At 61.5% G+C, this 18532-nt stretch carries 20 protein-coding genes; 9 read left to right on the forward strand and 11 right to left on the reverse strand.

What is annotated here, in order from left to right; genetic code table 11:
* Positions 1 to 17 precede the first annotated feature (17 nt).
* Genes J3P76_RS14400 through J3P76_RS14425 form a run of 6 tightly spaced genes read left to right on the forward strand, consistent with a single transcriptional unit; the run spans position 18 to position 6090 of the window.
* A complete protein-coding gene (locus J3P76_RS14400; RefSeq protein WP_434674971.1) occupies positions 18 to 2942 on the forward strand; it encodes a monovalent cation/H+ antiporter subunit A in 2925 nt (974 codons plus the stop codon).
* A complete protein-coding gene (locus J3P76_RS14405) occupies positions 2942 to 3286 on the forward strand; it encodes a Na+/H+ antiporter subunit C (protein WP_005789164.1) in 345 nt (114 codons plus the stop codon). Before J3P76_RS14400 ends, J3P76_RS14405 begins: the two co-directional genes overlap by 1 nt.
* Positions 3283 to 4968 (forward strand): monovalent cation/H+ antiporter subunit D, encoded by a 1686-nt coding sequence (locus J3P76_RS14410; protein WP_434650816.1) that lies wholly within the window; start codon positions 3283 to 3285, stop codon positions 4966 to 4968. Before J3P76_RS14405 ends, J3P76_RS14410 begins: the two co-directional genes overlap by 4 nt.
* Positions 4968 to 5456, forward strand: a complete 489-nt coding sequence (locus J3P76_RS14415) for a Na+/H+ antiporter subunit E (RefSeq protein WP_420766635.1) — start codon at positions 4968 to 4970, stop codon at positions 5454 to 5456. Before J3P76_RS14410 ends, J3P76_RS14415 begins: the two co-directional genes overlap by 1 nt.
* The gene (locus J3P76_RS14420; protein WP_420766590.1) at positions 5453 to 5731 is read left to right on the forward strand and encodes a K+/H+ antiporter subunit F; all 279 of its coding nucleotides are present in this window, start codon (positions 5453 to 5455) and stop codon (positions 5729 to 5731) included. Before J3P76_RS14415 ends, J3P76_RS14420 begins: the two co-directional genes overlap by 4 nt.
* Positions 5728 to 6090 carry a Na+/H+ antiporter subunit G gene (locus tag J3P76_RS14425; RefSeq protein WP_420766591.1) on the forward strand — a complete coding sequence of 121 codons (363 nt, stop codon included), beginning with the start codon at positions 5728 to 5730 and terminating at the stop codon, positions 6088 to 6090. The genes J3P76_RS14420 and J3P76_RS14425 overlap by 4 nt, the downstream gene beginning before the upstream one ends.
* A gap of 74 nt (positions 6091 to 6164) precedes the next feature.
* Here the strand turns inward: J3P76_RS14425 and J3P76_RS14430 are convergent, their stop codons facing one another.
* The 3 genes from J3P76_RS14430 to J3P76_RS14440 all read right to left on the reverse strand — a co-directional run bounded on the left by J3P76_RS14430 (position 6165) and on the right by J3P76_RS14440 (position 8382).
* Positions 6165 to 6602, reverse strand: coding sequence for a DUF3995 domain-containing protein (locus J3P76_RS14430; RefSeq protein WP_420766592.1), 438 nt, complete (start codon positions 6600 to 6602; stop codon positions 6165 to 6167).
* Between the two features lie 136 nt (positions 6603 to 6738).
* On the reverse strand, positions 6739 to 7749 hold the full coding sequence (locus tag J3P76_RS14435) for an ABC transporter substrate-binding protein (RefSeq protein WP_420766593.1): 1011 nt from the start codon (positions 7747 to 7749) through the stop codon (positions 6739 to 6741).
* A gap of 183 nt (positions 7750 to 7932) precedes the next feature.
* Positions 7933 to 8382, reverse strand: coding sequence for a hypothetical protein (locus J3P76_RS14440; protein WP_420766594.1), 450 nt, complete (start codon positions 8380 to 8382; stop codon positions 7933 to 7935).
* A gap of 411 nt (positions 8383 to 8793) precedes the next feature.
* On the opposite strand from J3P76_RS14440, the gene J3P76_RS14445 reads away from it, so the two are divergent.
* The 3 genes from J3P76_RS14445 to J3P76_RS14455 all read left to right on the forward strand — a co-directional run bounded on the left by J3P76_RS14445 (position 8794) and on the right by J3P76_RS14455 (position 9708).
* On the forward strand, positions 8794 to 9051 hold the full coding sequence (locus tag J3P76_RS14445; protein WP_420766595.1) for a hypothetical protein: 258 nt from the start codon (positions 8794 to 8796) through the stop codon (positions 9049 to 9051).
* A 99-nt stretch (positions 9052 to 9150) separates the two neighbouring features.
* Positions 9151 to 9381, forward strand: coding sequence for a hypothetical protein (locus tag J3P76_RS14450; protein WP_420766596.1), 231 nt, complete (start codon positions 9151 to 9153; stop codon positions 9379 to 9381).
* Between the two features lie 90 nt (positions 9382 to 9471).
* A complete protein-coding gene (locus tag J3P76_RS14455) occupies positions 9472 to 9708 on the forward strand; it encodes a DUF2789 family protein (RefSeq protein ID WP_420766597.1) in 237 nt (78 codons plus the stop codon).
* An 86-nt stretch (positions 9709 to 9794) separates the two neighbouring features.
* Here J3P76_RS14455 and J3P76_RS14460 read toward each other — a convergent pair whose 3' ends face one another.
* From J3P76_RS14460 to J3P76_RS14495, 8 genes are all read right to left on the reverse strand, one after another.
* The gene (locus J3P76_RS14460) at positions 9795 to 11402 is read right to left on the reverse strand and encodes a methyl-accepting chemotaxis protein (protein ID WP_434611056.1); all 1608 of its coding nucleotides are present in this window, start codon (positions 11400 to 11402) and stop codon (positions 9795 to 9797) included.
* Positions 11403 to 11571: 169 nt separating this feature from the next.
* A complete protein-coding gene (locus J3P76_RS14465; RefSeq protein ID WP_030141286.1) occupies positions 11572 to 11976 on the reverse strand; it encodes a TraR/DksA family transcriptional regulator in 405 nt (134 codons plus the stop codon).
* Positions 11977 to 12302: 326 nt separating this feature from the next.
* Positions 12303 to 13325 carry an ABC transporter permease gene (locus J3P76_RS14470; RefSeq protein ID WP_420766599.1) on the reverse strand — a complete coding sequence of 341 codons (1023 nt, stop codon included), beginning with the start codon at positions 13323 to 13325 and terminating at the stop codon, positions 12303 to 12305.
* 88 nt (positions 13326 to 13413) lie between these two features.
* Positions 13414 to 14967, reverse strand: coding sequence for a sugar ABC transporter ATP-binding protein (locus J3P76_RS14475; protein ID WP_434563689.1), 1554 nt, complete (start codon positions 14965 to 14967; stop codon positions 13414 to 13416).
* A gap of 72 nt (positions 14968 to 15039) precedes the next feature.
* Positions 15040 to 15966, reverse strand: coding sequence for a sugar ABC transporter substrate-binding protein (locus tag J3P76_RS14480; RefSeq protein ID WP_434700872.1), 927 nt, complete (start codon positions 15964 to 15966; stop codon positions 15040 to 15042).
* Positions 15967 to 16020: 54 nt separating this feature from the next.
* A complete protein-coding gene (locus J3P76_RS14485) occupies positions 16021 to 16173 on the reverse strand; it encodes a hypothetical protein (protein WP_434563685.1) in 153 nt (50 codons plus the stop codon).
* Positions 16174 to 16315: 142 nt separating this feature from the next.
* The gene (locus J3P76_RS14490; protein ID WP_434700873.1) at positions 16316 to 17368 is read right to left on the reverse strand and encodes a Gfo/Idh/MocA family protein; all 1053 of its coding nucleotides are present in this window, start codon (positions 17366 to 17368) and stop codon (positions 16316 to 16318) included.
* A gap of 153 nt (positions 17369 to 17521) precedes the next feature.
* The gene (locus tag J3P76_RS14495; RefSeq protein ID WP_434700874.1) at positions 17522 to 18532 is read right to left on the reverse strand and encodes a Gfo/Idh/MocA family protein; all 1011 of its coding nucleotides are present in this window, start codon (positions 18530 to 18532) and stop codon (positions 17522 to 17524) included.

The following is an 18532-nucleotide window of genomic DNA, read 5'->3' on the forward strand; positions in this document are numbered from 1 at the left end:
TTGCCGAATAGAAGCCTATGTCGCTGATAGTTCTATTGCTTTTGCCCTTCGTCGGCAGCTGTGTCGCGGCGTTGCTGCCGCATAACGCGCGCAATGCCGAATCATTGCTGGCAGGTCTTGTGGCCTTGGTGGGCACCGTTCAGGTGGCTTTGTGGTACCCGCAGATCGCCGACGGCGGGGTTATCCAAGAGCAATATGCCTGGCTGCCCAGCCTGGGCCTGAATTTCGTCCTGCGCCTGGACGGCTTCGCCTGGCTGTTTTCGTTGCTGGTGCTGGGCATCGGCACGCTGGTGTCGTTGTATGCCCGCTACTACATGTCGCCGGACGATCCGGTGCCGCGGTTCTTTGCGTTTTTCCTGGCTTTCATGGGCGCGATGCTCGGGCTGGTGATTTCCGGCAACCTGATCCAGATGGTGTTCTTCTGGGAATTGACCAGCCTGTTCTCATTCCTGCTGATCGGTTACTGGCATCACCGCGCCGACGCGCGGCGCGGCGCCTATATGGCGTTGATGGTGACCGGCGCCGGCGGGCTGTGCCTGTTGGCCGGGGTGATGCTGCTTGGCCATGTGGTGGGCAGTTATGATTTGGACAAGGTCCTGGCCGCCGGCGACATGATTCGCCAGCACGCCCTCTATCCAGTCCTGTTGCCGCTGATCCTGATCGGCGCCTTGAGCAAGAGCGCCCAGTTTCCTTTCCATTTCTGGCTGCCCCACGCCATGGCCGCGCCCACGCCGGTGTCGGCGTACCTGCACTCGGCGACCATGGTCAAAGCCGGTGTTTTCCTGCTGGCACGGTTGTGGCCCTCGCTGTCGGGCAGTGAACAGTGGTTCTATATCGTCGGCGGCGCCGGGGCGTTCACATTGATGCTGGGCGCTTATTGCGCGATGTTCCAGAACGACCTCAAGGGTCTCCTTGCCTATTCGACCATCAGCCATCTGGGGCTGATTACGCTTCTGCTTGGCCTCAACAGCCCGCTGGCGGCGGTCGCGGCCGTGTTTCATATCCTCAACCACGCCACGTTCAAGGCCTCGCTGTTCATGGCCGCCGGCATCATCGACCACGAAAGTGGCACCCGGGACATCCGCAAGCTCAGCGGCCTGGTGCGGCTGATTCCGTACACCGCCACCCTGGCGATGGTTGCCAGCGCGGCGATGGCCGGGGTGCCGTTGCTCAACGGCTTCCTGTCCAAGGAAATGTTCTTCGCCGAGACCGTGTTCATTTCCGCCACGGCCTGGGTCGAGCTGGCGCTGCCGATCGTCGCCACCATCGCCGGCACGTTCAGCGTCGCCTATTCCCTGCGTTTTACCGTCGACGTGTTCTTCGGCCCCACTGCCACCGACCTGCCCCACACGCCCCATGAACCGCCGCGCTGGATGCGCGCGCCGGTTGAGCTTCTGGTGTTTACCTGCCTGTTGGTGGGCATCTTTCCGGCACAGGTGGTTGGTTCGTTGCTGGCGGCGGCGGCGCTGCCGGTGGTGGGCGGTCCGCTGCCCCAGTACAGCCTGGCGATCTGGCATGGCCTGAACGCGCCCATGATCATGAGCCTGGTGGCGATGTCGGGTGGGATCGTCCTGTACCTGCTGCTGCGCAAGCAATTCAAGCAGGGCCATATCAAGCAGCCACCGCTGATGGGGCGTCTCAGCGGCAAGCGTTTGTTCGAGCGCAGCCTGGTGCTGATGATGCGCCAGGGCCGGCGGTTGGAGCGCAAGATCAGTACCCGGCGCTTGCAGGCTCAGTTGTTCCTGCTGGTACTGGCGGCCGTAATGGCCGGGCTGATTCCGATGCTCAGCAGCACGCTGGCCTGGGGCGACCGCCCCAGGATTCCCGGCTCCGTGGTGTTCGTCACGCTGTGGGTGCTGGCCATCGCTTGCGCGTTGGGCGCTGCCTGGCAGGCCAAATATCACCGCCTCGCGGCGCTGACGATGGTCAGTGTCTGCGGCCTGATGACGTGCGTGACTTTTGTCTGGTTCTCGGCCCCGGACCTGGCCTTGACTCAACTGGTCGTGGAGGTGGTCACCACGGTGCTGATCCTGCTGGGCCTGCGCTGGTTGCCACGGCGGATCGAAGAGGTGTCGCCGCTGCCCAACAGCGAACGCCGCGCGCGCATCCGTCGTCTGCGGGACTTGCTGCTGTCCATCGCAGTGGGCGGCGGCATGGCGTTGCTGTCCTATGCGATGCTCACGCGCCAGACACCCAACGACATTTCGTCGTTTTACCTGAGCCGGGCCTTGCCCGAAGGTGGCGGCAGCAATGTGGTAAACGTGATGCTGGTGGACTTCCGCGGCTTCGACACCCTGGGCGAAATCACCGTGCTGGTGGCGGTAGCGCTGGCGGTATTCGCCCTGCTGCGGCGCTTCCGGCCACCCAAGGAAAGCATGCAGCTCCCGGCGCAACAGCGCCTGCTGGCGCCGGACGTGGTGACCGACCTGGTCAACCCGCGTCACGCCAGCGACACCGCGCTGGGCTTCATGATGGTGCCGTCGGTGCTGGTGCGCCTGCTGTTGCCGATTGCCCTGGTGGTGTCGTTCTACCTGTTCATGCGCGGCCACAACCAACCGGGTGGCGGTTTCGTCGCCGGCCTGGTGATGTCGGTGGCGTTCATCCTGCAGTACATGGTCGCCGGCACCCAGTGGGTCGAAGCACAAATGAGCCTGCGACCGCTGCGCTGGATGGGCACGGGGCTGTTGTTCGCCACCGCGACGGGGTTGGGGGCGATGGCGGTGGGTTATCCGTTCCTGACCACTCACACCTGGCATTTCGAGTTGCCGCTGCTGGGTGACCTCCATCTGGCGAGTGCGCTGTTCTTCGACATCGGCGTCTACGCCGTGGTGGTCGGCTCCACGCTATTGATCCTTACCGCCCTGGCTCACCAGTCGGTGCGGGCCCATAAACCGGGGCTGCACGCCAAACCCGTCGCCCCCCTCAAAGGAGCCAACGCCTGATGGAAGAAGTCATCGCAATCGCAATCGGCGTATTGGCCGCCTCCGGCGTCTGGCTGGTGCTGCGGCCCCGGACCTTTCAGGTGGTCATGGGGCTTTGCCTGCTGTCCTATGGCGTCAACCTGTTCATCTTCAGCATGGGCAGCCTGTTCATCGGCAAGGAACCGATCATCAAGGACGGCGTGCCCCAGGACCTGCTGAACTACACCGATCCGCTGCCCCAGGCCCTGGTGTTGACCGCCATTGTGATCAGCTTCGCCATGACCGCGCTGTTTCTCGTCGTCTTGCTCGCGTCCCGCGGGCTGACCGGCACCGACCATGTGGACGGCCGGGAGCCCAAGGAATGATGCTGACGCCTCACTTGATCGCCGCGCCCATCCTGCTACCGCTGCTGACCGCCGCGTTGATGCTGATGCTGGGCGAGAAACATCGCCCGCTCAAAGCGCGGATCAATCTGTTTTCCAGCCTGCTGGGCCTGGGCATCGCCGTGCTGCTGTTGGACTGGACCCAGGACCAGGCATTGCCCGCGTCCTTTGGCGTGTACCTGCCGGGCAACTGGCAAGCGCCGTTCGGAATCGTGTTGGTGGTCGATCGCCTGTCGGCGCTGATGCTCGTGCTGACGGGCATCATCGGCGTCTGCGCCCTGCTGTTCGCGATGGCGCGGTGGGATCGGGCCGGCGCCAGTTTCCATGCGCTGTTCCAGATTCAGCTGATGGGCCTTTACGGCGCTTTCCTGACGGCGGACCTGTTCAATCTGTTTGTGTTTTTCGAAGTATTGCTGGCCGCGTCCTACGGCTTGATGCTCCACGGATCAGGGCGGGCCCGCGTCTCGTCGGGGCTGCATTACATCGCCATCAACTTGCTGGCGTCGTCGTTGTTCCTGATTGGCGCGGCGTTGATCTATGGCGTCACCGGCACCTTGAACATGGCCGACCTGGCCTTGAAAGTGCCCTTGGTGCCAGAAGCGGACCGCGGCCTGCTGCACGCCGGTGCCGCGATCCTGGCAGTGGCGTTCCTGGCGAAGGCTGGCATGTGGCCGCTGAATTTCTGGCTGGTGCCGGCCTACAGCGCGGCCAGCGCCCCGGTGGCGGCCTTGTTCGCGATCATGACCAAGGTGGGCGTCTACACCGTGTTGCGGTTGTGGACCCTGCTGTTCTCGGGGCAAGCCGGCGCGTCGGCGTATTTTGGCGGCGACTGGCTGGTCTACGGCGGCATGGCGACCATCGCCTGCGCGGCCATCGCCATCCTCGCGGCCCAGCGCCTGGAACGCATGGCCAGCCTGAGTATCCTGGTCTCGGCCGGCATCCTGTTGTCAGCCATCGGCTTCGCACAGCCCAACCTGATAGGCGCCGCGCTGTTTTACCTGGTGAGCTCGACCCTGGCGCTGTGCGCGCTGTTCTTGCTGGCCGAACTGATCGAGCGCTCACGCTCCGCCAATGACCTGCCGCTGGAAGATGACCTCGACACCCTGCCGCGCCCCCTGGAATCGCTGCAGCCGCCCAAGGGCATCAACCTCGATGACGAACAGAAAGCCGTGGTCGGGCAAGTGATCCCCTGGACCATGGCCTTTCTCGGTCTGAGTTTCATCGCCTGTGCACTGTTGATTGTCGGCATGCCTCCCTTGTCGGGGTTTATCGGCAAGCTGGGGCTGCTCAGCGCGCTGCTCAACCCCGAGGGCCTGGGGGCGAGTGCCGACGTGCCCGTATCGGCCGCCGCCTGGGGCCTGCTGGCGCTGTTGATCCTGTCCGGGCTCGCCTCGTTGATCGCCTTTTCGCGCTTGGGCATCCAGCGCTTCTGGACACCGCAGGAACGGCCCTCCCCGCTGTTGCGTCCGTTCGAATGCCTGCCGATCCTCGCGTTACTGGGGCTGGGGATCGTCTTGACGTTCAAGGCCGAGCCATTGCTGCGCTACACCCAATCCGCCGCCGATGGGTTGAATACGCCTGAACATTATGTGATGGCGGTTTTTTCCACCCGCGCCGTCCCCAACCCTGAAGGCAACACTCGATTGCAGGCGGTGCAGCCATGATCAAGCATTTGTTTCCCGCACCGTGGCTGTCCCTGGCATTGGGGTTGCTCTGGCTGTTGTTGAACCTGTCCCTGAGTGCCGGCCACCTGCTGCTGGGCGCCGCGCTGGGTTTCCTCGCGCCACTGATGATGCGTCCGCTGCGGCCACGACCCATCCGCATCCGGCGTCCCGGGGTCATGCTGCGACTGCTCTTGCTGGTGGGATGGGACGTGCTGGTGTCCAACCTGGCCGTCGCCTGGCGCGTACTCAACGCCGGGCGCCGCCCGCCTCGCTCGCGGTTTATCAAGGTGCCGCTGGACCTGCACGACGCCAATGGGCTGGCGGTGCTTTCGATGATCACCACGGTGATTCCAGGGACGGTCTGGTCGGAGTTGGCGCTGGATCGCAGCATCCTGTTGATACACATTTTCGATCTGGAGGACGAAGGGGCGTTTATCGACCATTTCAAGGCCACCTACGAGCGTCCGCTGATGGAGATTTTCGAATGAGCGCGCTGCTGTCCAATGCGATCCTGCTGAGCCTGTTCCTGTTCTCGCTGACCATGGTGCTGACCCTGGTGCGCCTGTTCAAAGGCCCCTCGGCACAGGACCGGGTCTTGGCCCTCGACTACTTGTACATCGTGGCGATGCTGATGATGCTGGTGCTGGGCATTCGGTATGCCAGCGACACGTATTTCGAGGCGGCGCTGTTGATCGCCCTGTTCGGCTTTGTCGGCTCGTTTGCCCTGGCCAAGTTCCTGTTGCGTGGCGAGGTGATCGAATGACGGGAGAACTGTCGATGTGGGTCGAGATCCCAGTGGCGATCCTGCTGGTGCTCGGCAGTCTTTTCGCCCTGACCGGGGCGATCGGCCTGGTGCGGCTCAAGGATTATTTTCAGCGCATGCACCCGCCTGCCCTGGCTTCGACGCTGGGGGCCTGGTGCGTTGCGCTGGCCTCGATCATTTATTTCTCGGCGCTCAAGTCGGGCCCGGTGCTGCATGCCTGGCTGATACCGATCCTGCTGTCCATCACGGTGCCGGTAACGACCCTGCTGCTGGCCCGGGCGGCTTTGTTTCGCAAGCGCATGGCGGGGGACGATGTACCGGCGGAAATAAGCAGCCCCAGGACCGGGAGCGATGGCTAAGGAAGCTTGAGCCAGGCTTTGTTGTGGCGAGGGGATCTATCCCCTCGCCACAACGGCGTTCGCCTCTGGATTGCTCAAGCCCACGCCACCGTCAGCAACCCTGCCCCCAGCACGACACACAACGGTGAGTAGACCCAGGTATCGAGCCGGGCGAACGTCGACCCCTTGACCTCCTTGAAGAAGCCCACCAGGTTCGACTCGCCAATGGCCCGGGCAAACATCAACAGGGCAATCGCACTGATCAGCCATTGCAAGGCACGATGGGTCACGGGAGGCGCGATCAGGCCGACCCGCAGACACACCAGCACCGCAATCATCAGCAGCGCCAGCGCCACCAACAGCGTCAGCCATCCCGACGGGTTGAACGCCGGTTGCAGTGTGCCGCCCTGCTTCACCGGCACCTGCGGCACTACCGCCAGCGCCGCCCACTGCCCGCCCAGGGCCCAATACAAATGAATCAAGCTGATGGTCGCAAACACCGCGACCAGCGACCGAGCCAATACAAGCGTCATTCGCCAGCCTCCTGAAAAAGGTTGAACAATCATCCTAGCTGGAATCTGGCATTTCGCTGGACGGGCGCAGGTTGCCGGATTCCAGTGAATGACGACTTGCCCAGGATCAACTGTTCAATTGACTGGCCTTAACGCGCTACAGCCCCGCGGTCACCTTGTCGGCGACCTCCTTGGGTAACCAGGCTTGCCAAACCTCGGGGTGAGCCTTGAGGAAGGCTTCGGCGGCCTCGCGGGAGGGCGTGCGTTTCTCACTCATATCGGCCAGGGCCTTGTTCAGCGGGTCGATCGGCAGGTCGACCTTGCTGAAGAACTCGGCAATGTCCGGGTGTTGTTTCTGGAACGGTACGGACACGCCAATGGACAACTTCGAAGCCAGGGACCGCGTCGGCCTGGGGTTGGGGTTGTCGGCATCGGTCAGGGTTTTCCAGGCCTCGGCATCGAATGGCGGCTCTTGCAACTGCACCAGCTTGAAACGCCCGAGCAGCGGCGTGGGCGACCAGTAGTAGAACAGGATCGGCTTGCCACGGCGAATCGACGAAGTGATCTCGGCATCGAGCGCGGCCCCTGAGCCGCTGCGAAAGTTCACATAGCTGTCGGAAAGACCGTAGGCCTTGAGCTTTTGCTTGTTGACCACCTCGGAAGTCCAACCGATGGGACTGTTGAGGAAGCGTCCCTTGCTGGGGCTTTCCGGGTCCTTGAACACGTGCTTGTAGCGCGCAAGGTCCTCGACGCTGCGCAAGTCCGGCGCCAGGGGCTTGATGCCCTTGGCAGGGTCGCCCTTGATGACGTATTCCGGCACCCACCAGCCTTCGGTCGCGCCCTTGACCGTATCGCCCAGGGCGACCACCTTGCCCTCGGCCTCGGCCTTGACCCACACCGGGCTGCGACCTGCCCACTCCTCGCCGATCACTTGGATATCGTTATTGGCCAGGGCGGTTTCCAGGGTAATGGTGGTGCCCGGCAACGTGTCCGTCGGCAACCCGTAGCCCTTTTCGACAATGACCCTCAGGATGTCGGTGATCAGGCTGCCGCTTTCCCAGTTCAGGTCGGCAAAGTGGATCGGCGTCGATGCAGCGGATGCCGGAAGGGGTGAAACCAACACAGCGAGGGTGGCCCAGGCAGCCAGCCACTGTCGAACTCGTTTCATGTTTGATACCTCATGCCGGATGCAGCAATAGCCGAACGGCGTGCGAAGCGAACGCAAGCCTGTGACTAGTTCAGTCAATTGACTGTAGCCAAGGTTCCAGCAGGAGCGTTTTAAAACTGTTACGAGTATAAAAAGAACAAAGGACATCAACCCGATTCGTCATCCAAGGATGAAAGCCGCTTCCTACTCGCTGGCCTTGAATGTCACAAGTTCACCCTTGCGCCATTTGGCAGCCTTGGCGGTGACTGCTTTCAACGTCTTGGTCAAACCTTCCTGCAACTGTTCGTTGGCGGCCAATACGGTCACTACGCTGTGCCCTTCCTTGAACAGGATGGCATGGCCCTCGGCGGTCGTGACGAACGCGTAGTCACCCAGGCCATAGACCGTCAATTTGATTTCACGAAACCGGATTTCAAACTTGCCTCCCTCGCGACTGGGAAGTACCGCCGCGCGAAAATGGTCGCCAACCTTGAGTTCCAGCCGGGGTTTGTCATCGACGACCAATGCCGACTCGGTGTCGATTTCGGCAATATAGATACCTTCGGCGGTCTGCTCGGTGATATAGACAAACCGTGACTGGAATTGCTTGACCAGTTTTGCCCGCAGGTCGCCCAGTACAAATAACGCATGCATGTCGAGATTACTTACTGCCAAGGAAACATCCCCATCTTTAAACGGCCCACTCTTTGAGAATGGACCACGAGAACCCGCACGGCCCCATGGGCCTGTCATTGAATTCGAAAGTGAACGGTGCGCCCTGACCCAGGGCGGGAGAAGACTAAAGGATCGCTACTCTCGCCGTCTTTCCCGGCGGTCGTCAGAGGCTGAAGGAAAACACCACTCTGAGCATCGGAAAAGGTGGGACTACTAACTTTAGGGAAATTTCTCACTTAGAAAAGCTTTTTTCTGACATCGAGGCCAAAAAAAATTGCTTTAGATAGGCGCAACCGTACACACGGTGCTGCCGATTCTAGAACAGCCGCTGACGCGCAGACTACTTAAAACAGCCGGCAATTCGTCGGTAACCATAGAAAAGGAATTCACATGGCTACGTTTCCAACCCTGATCCGCCCCGCCATCTCGTGTGTCGCCCTGGCGCAAGACGCCACTCATGACGACGGTTACGCACCGATTGCATTGATCCAGCCCAGATACCGGGTCGTTCTTGCCGGCAAGTGTTTTTTTCATATCGAAGAAACCTCTACCGGGCGCGTAAGAGGTTTCCGCGCCGACCATAACGAAGCCTGCTATCTCGCCCGCACCCTCGAACAGAACCCTTCAACGGCAGGCGCCATGACTTAATTCAGTCGCCGACCGGCAACTGCTGCCATACTGCCTGCCCAGCGAGCGCCTCCATCGGCGACGCTCGTACAACAATATGACTTGAAGGGAAGGCGCGACGTGACGGAACTAGACATCGGCGATTTTTTCATCCGCGGCGAAGCCAGAGAGGTAGAAGGCGAATTCCAAGCGGTCATCGTCATGCGCGCCAAAACCGCCGCCACTGCGGTCACCTATCACCAGGTAGAAAGGGATCGCTGGTTCAAGACGCCGGAACTTGCGGCCGAGGCCGCCAAGGAGTCAGCCCGGGCCCTGAAGCTCGCGGTGGACGAAGGTGCGCTGAAAGCCTGAAGCCAATCGAACTCCTGACGACTGCTCGCCTCAGATAGAGGGAAGCAACCGAGGCGCCATGACGGCGGTAGTCCACAGGAGTCCTACAAAATGGAACAACCATCCCACGAACTCAGCACCCTGTTTGACCAACTTGGCCTGCCTTCGGACGGCAACGCCATCGATGATTTCATCATGGCGCACCCGCTGGATCCGAACACCAAGTTGGTCGATGCGCCTTTCTGGTCGAATCAGCAACAAGATCTGCTTCGCGAATGGCTGCTTGCCGACGGCGAAGAGGCGGTATTGGTGGATCAACTGAACGTACGCCTGCACGACGGTAAATAACCCCAGAACGGCAAGCAAGCTTTCGTGGCGAGGGAGCTTGCTCCCTCGCCACGAAAGCTTGCTCGTCATACAGGCTCCGTCGAGACTCAGCGCGGTTTCTCGGGCTTATAGCCCAGCCGCAACCCACCCCAATGACGTCCCTTGAGCATGATTGGCACCGACAGGTCATGCATCAGCTCGCCCGTGTCCCGCGTATAGGTTTGCAGCAACACCGGCTGTTGATGACTGCCGCAGCGGATCCCGGTGCGATCGGAGAACTTGCGCTTTGTGCGATTGTTCAGCGTGTCCACTTGCGGATCGCCGGTCAACGGCTGACAGAACGCATTGTTGTGAGTCGGCACGTAGCCCTGCTGAGTGCAGGCAATCGCGAAGACCAGCCCCTCATGCCGCGCCAGCAACGGTTCCTGGATCGCTGGCAGCACCTGGTCGGTGTAGCGGTCGAAACGGGTCTGGAACTTCGCCGGATGGGTATTGGGGATCGGTTGGTAGCTGCGATCGAACAGATCCTCCAGGCTGACGCGCCCCTGGTCGATATCCGCCTCGAACTGTGCGGCAATCCGGCTTGCCCCTTCCCGCGCCAAGTCATAGACCCGCTGGTGATAATCGTCCAGGCCCACCTCGGCCAGGCGCTCGCTGATGGTCTCGGCCTGGCCTTCCATCTGCACAGCGGCCTCGGCCAGGCGCTGGGTCTGCTGGTCGCTGATCGCCAGGTCACCACGCATTTGCTCGATCGCATGAAACAGGCTATCGAGTTGTCCACGGTTAGTGTCGGTACCCTGGGCGATGGCGCTGACCTGGGTTTCGACACCGGCCGCAAGCCGCGCGATGTTTTCCAGGTGCTGGCCGGTGTGCTCGACTTGCTGCACACCGCTGTCCAGGTCACCGGCCAATTGGCGGATCTGCTCGACGACCTGCGCGGTGCGCTGCTGGATATCCGCGACCATCACGCCGACCTCGCCGGTCGCCGCGGCAGTGCGCCCGGCCAACCCACGCACCTCGTCGGCCACCACCGCAAAACCGCGACCATGTTCCCCGGCACGGGCCGCCTCGATCGCAGCGTTAAGGGCCAACAGGTTGGTCTGGCTGGCGATCGATTGAATCACCAGGGTCACCCGCTGGATTTCGTCGCTGCGCACGCTCAGCGCCTCGATGAGTTCGCGGCTTTCATTGGCGCGCTGACTGAGCTGATGCATTCGGCTGATGGATTCGACCAACTCGCTGCGCCCGGCGACACTGCTGCGATGGGCCTCGCTGGCCGCGCCCAGGGCCTCTTGACTGAGCTGCGAGGTGGCCTGCTCGGTCGCGATCATCGCTTCGGCGTTGCCAACGATCTGCGCCGCGGCCCCGAGCTGTGACTGGACCTTGCCCGCCAGCTGCTTGACCGAATAGGCAACGCCAGCGGCGGACAGTGCATTATGGCTGGTGGTGTAGGAAAGATCGCGGGTGAGCTCGGCCAGGCTGTCGCTTGCCGTCGGCACCGGTGTGCTGTTCAGCCGCGAGCGCAGGCGTGGCAACCAGACGATGAGCAGCGCCAGCGGCAACGCCAGGTACAACGACCAACCGCCCAAGGTCATGCCACACAGCAGCGAAACCAGCGCCAGGCTTTGCAGAGTCGGCGCAAGCCAGCGCGCTGTAACGCGCGCTACTGGCACCGAGGCCGACGCTGTCGCCGCCAGAGATCCTTCTGTCGCCATTTTCGTCACCCACTTTTCTCATTGTTATGGCCGCATTAAACGCCACTATCGAGCCATTATCCATGGTCCATTAGTCGTGTTTTCGGCAAAAAAACGAGAAGCGTGATGACCAAAAAGCAAAAAGACCGCAGCTTCGGATGAAGGGCTGCGATCTTTTTCGAAAACGGTATCAGGCCTGGCGCTGGTGCTTGTCGATCTGCTCGTGACGTTCCTGGGCTTCGATGCAGTATTTGGTGGTCGGACTGATCAACAGGCGCTTGAGGCCGATCGGCTCGCCGCTGTCGTCGCACCAGCCGAAGCTTTCGTCGTTGATACGGTCCAGGGCCTGCTCCAGTTGCGGCAGCATGCGCTGGTCGCGATCGATGGCGTTGACCAGCCAGGTGCGCTCTTCTTCTACGGAAGCTGCGTCCGCCGGGTCGGCCGGGCTGTCCAGGCTCTCAATGGCGATTCGGTTCTGTTCGATGCGCTCGTGGGTTTCGACTTTCATGTTCTGCAACAGCTTGGTGAAGTAAGCCAGTTGCTCGGCATTCATGTAGTCATCCGCCGGCATGGCCAGCAACTTTTCCTTTGTCATTGATTTCTCTATAAAAAAACGTGCATTAAGGCGAATTATGGAGCGTCCCGCATCAAGCAGCCACGCTCATCGGGAAGGCGCCGTTTATTCCAAGCGCCACCCGGCACTCAATTTACGAGGGGCGGCAGTCTAAGGCCGAGTCGGGGCGTCAGCAACCGAAAACATGGGGAAAATGTTCGACAACCGCTTCAAATGCTGTCTGACAGGCTTCTGCCGGCCGTCGGAGTGCGTTTATAACAAGAAATTCGCTGCGATGGCTGTATCAAGAAGACAAATGGCAACGCCACGCGGGTCAGGCGTGGCGCTTTGTCGCAACCTCAGGCATGTCAGCGTTTGAGTTTGCGCTTGTTGCGGTACTGATCGATCACCACCGCGACGACAATGATCAGACCCTTGATGATGTCCTGGATATAGGCATCGACACCGACAAAGGTAAAACCACTGGCCATTACCCCGAGGATCAGCGCACCGATCACCGTCCCGGTGATGCGCCCCACTCCACCGGCCAGGCTGGTGCCGCCAATGACCGCCGCGGCGATCGCGTCGAGCTCGTAAGACATGCCCATGCCGGCCTGCCCGGTCGCCGCCCGCGCCGAGGCCACGACGCCGGCCAAGCCCGCCAGCAGCCCCGCGATGCTGTAGACGATCACCAGGTGGCGCTTGACGTTGATGCCCGAGGTCCGCGCCGCCTGCATGTTGCCGCCGATGGCGTAGGTGTATTTACCGTACTTGGTGTAGCGCAAGGCGACGTGGAAGATCACCGCCACCACCAGGAAGATGATCACCGGCATAGCGCCATGACCGATGGCGGTGTACGAATCGGACAACATGCTCACCGGCTGGCCTTCGGTGTAATAACGCGCCAAGCCACGGGCCGAGACCATCATGCCGAGGGTGGCGATAAAAGGCGGGATGCCGGTAACGGCGATGATGCTGCCGTTGATCGCCCCCGCCAGCAGCCCCACGCCGAGGCCCGCCACCACCGGTATCCACACGGGCAGGTCCGTCAGGGAAGGAAACACCGCCCGGGAAAAATCCGAAGTCTGGGCCAGGCTCGCGGCAATCATCGCCGACAACGCCAGCACCGAACCTGACGACAAGTCGATGCCGGTGGTGATGATCACCTGGGTCACGCCGATGGCCAGCAGGCCGATGATCGACACTTGCAGGATCATCAGCACCAGGCGCTGGGAGTTCATCAGGAAACTCTGGTCGCGCATGATCCAGCCGAACAGCTCGAACACCAGGCCGATGCCGATCAGCACCAGGAAAATGCTCAGTTCCGTGGGCAGCCGCCGACGCGTCCTGGCCGGTGCGGCGGCGGGTTTGTTTTCCAATATCGCGTTCATAGCCAATCACCTTTTTTATCTGTGGCGAGGAAGCTTGCTCCCTCGCCACGGGATTATTGCTCGACGTTATTGATTCGCCCGGCAGGCATCAGGACAGGCCCGACGCCAGTTGCATGACTCGTTCCTGGGTGGCTTCGCTGCGGTCGAGGGTGCCCATCAGGTCGCCTTCGTGCATCACCATGACGCGGTCGCTCATGCCCAGCACCTCAGGCAGCTCCGAAGAAATCATGATGACCGCCATGCCTTCGCTGGCGAGGTAGGCAATGAGTCGGTAGATCTCGGCCTTGGCGCCGACATCGATGCCGCGGGTCGGTTCGTCGAGGATCAGGATGCGCGGGTTGGTCATCAGCCAGCGGGCCAGCAAGGCCTTCTGCTGGTTACCGCCGGATAGAGTGTCGATGCACTGCTCCAGGGACGGTGTCTTGACCCGCAGCTTCTTGCACATGTCCTCGCACAAGGCGCGCAGGGCTTTTTGCTGGATGAAACCGTTGCCGACGTAATGAGGCAGCACGGCCATTTCCATGTTTTCCAGCACCGACAAGCAGGGAAACAAGCCGCTGAGCTTGCGATCCTCGGTCAACAACGCGAAGCCCTTCTCGATCGCCATGTGCGGATCACTGATGTGGACCGGCTGGCCGTCCAGCAAGATTTCGCCGCCAGTGGCAGGGGTGACGCCGAAAATCGCCTCGGCGACGTTGGTCCGGCCCGAGCCCATCAACCCCGCGATGCCGAGGATTTCCCCGGCGTGCAGGTCGAACGACACCCCTTTGAAAATACCCGCCAGGCTCAAGTCCCGTACCGACAGGACCCGATCGCCGATTGGCTTGTCCCGCTCGGGGAACAATTGGCTCAATTCACGCCCGACCATCATCGAAATCAGGCTGTCGCCATCCATGCTGTCGGCCCGTTGCAGGCCGATGTAGGCGCCGTCGCGAAACACCGCCACTTCATCGGCGATGGCGAAGACTTCGTTCATTTTATGGGTGATGTAGATGATGCCCTTACCCTGGGCCTTGAGGTCGGCGATGATCGAGAACAAATGGGCGACTTCGGTCTCGGTGATGGCCGAAGTCGGTTCGTCCATGATCAGGATGTCGGAGTCATACGAGACGGCCTTGGCGATCTCCACCATCTGCCGTTCGGCAATGCTCAGGTTGCCCACCTGCTCCTCCGGGTCAAGCTTGATGCGCAAGCGCTCCAGCAACCGGGCGGTGCAGCGGTGCATTTCACCATGATCGATCATGTGCAGGCCGTTGAGCTGTTCGCGGCCGATCCAGATGTTTTCGGCGATGCTCATGTGGGGCATCAGGTTCAGTTCCTGGTGGATCATGGCGATCCCGGCCTGCAAGGCCGCCAGGGGGGTGTCGAAGGTCACCGGCTTGCCCCGCAGGCGCAGCTCGCCGGCGTCGGGCTGGTAGATGCCGGCGATGATCTTCATCAGCGTGGATTTGCCCGCACCGTTTTCCCCCATCAAGGCCAGCACCGAGCCGGGGCGTACCCGCAATTGCACGTCTGACAGGGCCACGACGCCAGGGAAGCCTTTGCTGACGTTGACGACCTCCAACAGGTACGGTTCGTCAGGTAATGCGTCCGGCCGGAACGTTGCCGCCGGGGCGCTCGAAGCAGTCGCTGATGCGAACATGGTGGGTACTCCCTGGGCAAGGTCGGCGCGGCGACCTTGCCTGTTTATTGTTGTGATGAAACAGGTGAAGCGTTACTTGAACTGATCGACGTTCTCCGGCGTGATCAAGCGATATGGCACCCAGACGGATTGCTCGACCGGCTGCTTCTTGACCATTTTCACCGCGGTATCGATCGAGCCGTCGGCTTGACCCTTGGCGTCCTGGAACACCGAGACCGCCATGTCGCCTTTCTTGATGGCGTTCAAGCCGTCCGGCGTGCCGTCGACCCCTGCGATCAATACGCTGCCCTTCTTGGCGCCCGTTTGCCTGAGGGCCATGGCGGCGCCAATGGCCATTTCATCGTTGTTGGACACCACGGCGTTGAACTCGCGGCCTTGGGTCAGCCAGTCATTGACCAGGGTCATGCCCTTGTCCCGGGACCACATGCCCGTCTGCTCCTGCTCGATCTTGATGTCCGGGTACTTGGCGAGGACTTCCTTGACGCCCTTGGTGCGGTTGGTGGTGGAGTTGTTCGCCAAATCGCCCAGCAGGATCACGATCTCACCCTTGCCGCCCATCTTGTCGGCCAGGTACTGCATCTGCATGCGCCCGGCCTCAAGGTCATCCGAGGCCACGGTGACCACGCCTTCCGGCAGTTTCGGGTCGTCCGGACGGCGGTTGACGTAGACCAGCGGAATGCCGGCGGCCACGGCGGCCTTGGTGATGCGTTGGGTCGCGGCGGTGTCCACCGGGTTGACGATGAGCGCGTCGACCTTCTGGCTGATGAAGCTTTCTACCTGACTCAGTTGCTTGACCACGTCGCTGCGCGCATCTTCGAACTGCAACGTGACGCCGTCCGGCAGGGCCTTGGCTTTCTTGTCCATGGACTCGCGCAGGTAGGTCAACCAGGTGTCATCGAACTGGGACATGCTGACGCCGATCTTCAGGTCCGCCAGGGCAGCGCCGCTGGCAAACATCAATGACAGGGCCAGCGAGGCAATACGGGTCTTGGTGTTCATGAACGTTCTTTCTCCAATTTTTTTGTTGGTCTTATGGATAAGGCGTGACGGACTTCAGGAACGTGGTAAACGCACGATCGGTGCGCCGGGCATGCAGCACACCACGGCGCCCCTGCGCTGGATGCACAGGGCTTCGAACAAGGGAAGGATTGCGGACAGGCGCAAGGACAATGGCAGGTGAAACGCAGAGCGGTTGAAGGTTTTCATCGACGGTACCTGGCTGTGTTTCTTGTTTTTGTTTCGTCCTTCGTCCATTCAGGGCGAGCCTGGATAAACGCGGACAGGGTTGTCGGTAACCTGGAATCGACTTTATTGGAAAATATTTTCCATATCAACTCATTTTAGAATTTTATTCGTTTTTTATTCCATGTCCTACAGGCTCAGATAAACACACCACCTGACCCTGCTCCGCGCTCTGTCTTGCCGCGTCCAGGAGGCGTGTCGTGGCCAAGGCATCGCGTGCAGCCACTGGCAAAGGGCCGTCGCCCTGCAACGCTGTCTGTAGACGCTGATAGAACGCGAGCCAGCAGCCCCGTTCCGAGGCTACCCGCTCGCGCTCGGCACCGTGTTCGAACCAGCCCCAGCGCCGATGTTCTTCCGTGCCCCAACGTTCGCCCTCGGTGGCGGGGCTCAGTCCCGCCAACGCCAGGGCCTCCTGACCATCGAGGCCTTCGACGGTATAGCAGCCTTCGCTGCCACTGACCCGAAACCTTGGGCGCGGAGCGCTTTGCAGGCAATTGCCGCTCAAGTGCGAGACCACACCGCTTGCGTGGACCAACGACATGAAAAAACCGTTGTCGTAGGCCTGGCCTGGCTGTCGATAATCCAGCTCGGCATACACCCGGGCCACCGGCCCGAACAATTGCAGCGCTTGGTCCACCAGATGGCTGCCCAAATCCCGCAGGAAGCCCCCGCCACTGGCTTTGCCCACCGAGGTCGGCGAGTAACGTTCGACGCTGGACTCAAAACGAATGACCTGCCCCAGGGCACCGGATGAAAGCAATTTGCGCACCGTCAGGAAATCCGAATCCCAGCGGCGGTTCTGGTACACGCTCAACGGTACGTTGCGTCGTTCGGCAGCCAACACCATCGCTTCGGCCTGCCCGGCATCAAGGGCGAATGGCTTGTCGCTGACCACCGCCACGCCGTGCTCGATGGCCTCCATCACAATGGCAGGGCGCGCTTGCAGCGGCGTGGACACCACCACCGCATCAACGCCGGCCGCCACCAGTTGCTCAAGGCTATCGAAGGCCTGGACCCGCGGATGCTCGGTTGCCAATTGCTGGCGTCGCTCGGCGGAACGGGTCACCACCCCGACAAACGTAGCGCCCGGCAGGCTGCTGATGAGCGGCGCATGAAAAAACCGCCCGCCCTTGCCATAGCCCACTAGTCCGATTCGCATGAACACTCCTTATCTGGAAATAACGCCGGGCCCCTGTGGGAGCGAGCCTGCTCGCGAAAGCGGTGTGTCAACCAACATGAATATTGACTGGCCTGACGCCTTCGCGAGCAGGCTCGCTCCCACAATTGACTGCATTCCACAGAGGGAATGTGGTCAGCCGTAAAAGCGTGGCCGCTCCGGCAGCTCGACCTTGATGATCTGCCCACTCTGCTGCGCTTGGACACAGGCATCCGCCGCCATCGCCGCGGCGAAACCATCCCAGGCCGACGGCCCGCCTACTTGCCCGGCACGCACGCCGTCGATGAACGCCTGCAATTCGACGTCATAAGCGGCGATGAAGCGATCCTTCCAATCCATCAGGATGGCATTGGACAGCTTGGCGCCGCTGCGCAGTTGCACCTGGGACGGTTCCGGCAGCTTGGCGATGCCGGTCTCCCCCACCACTTCGCATTGGATGTCGTAACCGTACTGGCAGTTGACGAACACCTCGACGTCGATCCGCGTGCCCTTGGCGGTTTCCAGCAGAACGATCTGCGGATCCCGCAGGTGGGCCAAAGCCTTGCTGCTCTTGCGCGGGAACACCACCTGTACCGACACATAGTCGTCGGCCAGCAGCCAACGCAGCACGTCCAGCTCGTGGATCAGGGTATCGGTGATCGCCATGTCGGTCTTGTAGTTCTCCCCCACGCTCGGGTTGCGGTGGGCGCAATGCAGCATCAACGGCTCGCCGATCTGGCCGCTGTCGATCACCGATTTGAGCGCGCGATAACCTTCATCGTAAGGGCGCATGAAGCCCACCTGCACCAGGCGCTTGCCGTGGGCCACTTCGGCGTCGACGATTTTGCGGCAGCCTTCGGCCGTGACCGCCAGGGGCTTTTCGCAGAACACCGGTTTGCCTGCCGCGATGGCCGCCAGCACGAACTCTTCATGGCTCGGCCCCCAGGAGGTGACGAGGATCGCCTCGACGTCCGGCGCCGCGATCAACGCGTGGCCGTCCGGATAGACCTCGGCGGTCAGTTTGAGGTCGGCCACCACTTTCGCCGCCTGGGCAAGGTTGATGTCAGTCACTGCCACCACCTGGCTGTTGAGCAAGGTCTGGCTGCAACGACGGATGTGGTCCTGGCCGATGGCCCCGGTGCCGATGACGCCCAGCTTCAAAGACAT

Source organism: Pseudomonas sp. D1-36 (assembly GCF_051132205.1).
Lineage (GTDB): Bacteria > Pseudomonadota > Gammaproteobacteria > Pseudomonadales > Pseudomonadaceae > Aquipseudomonas.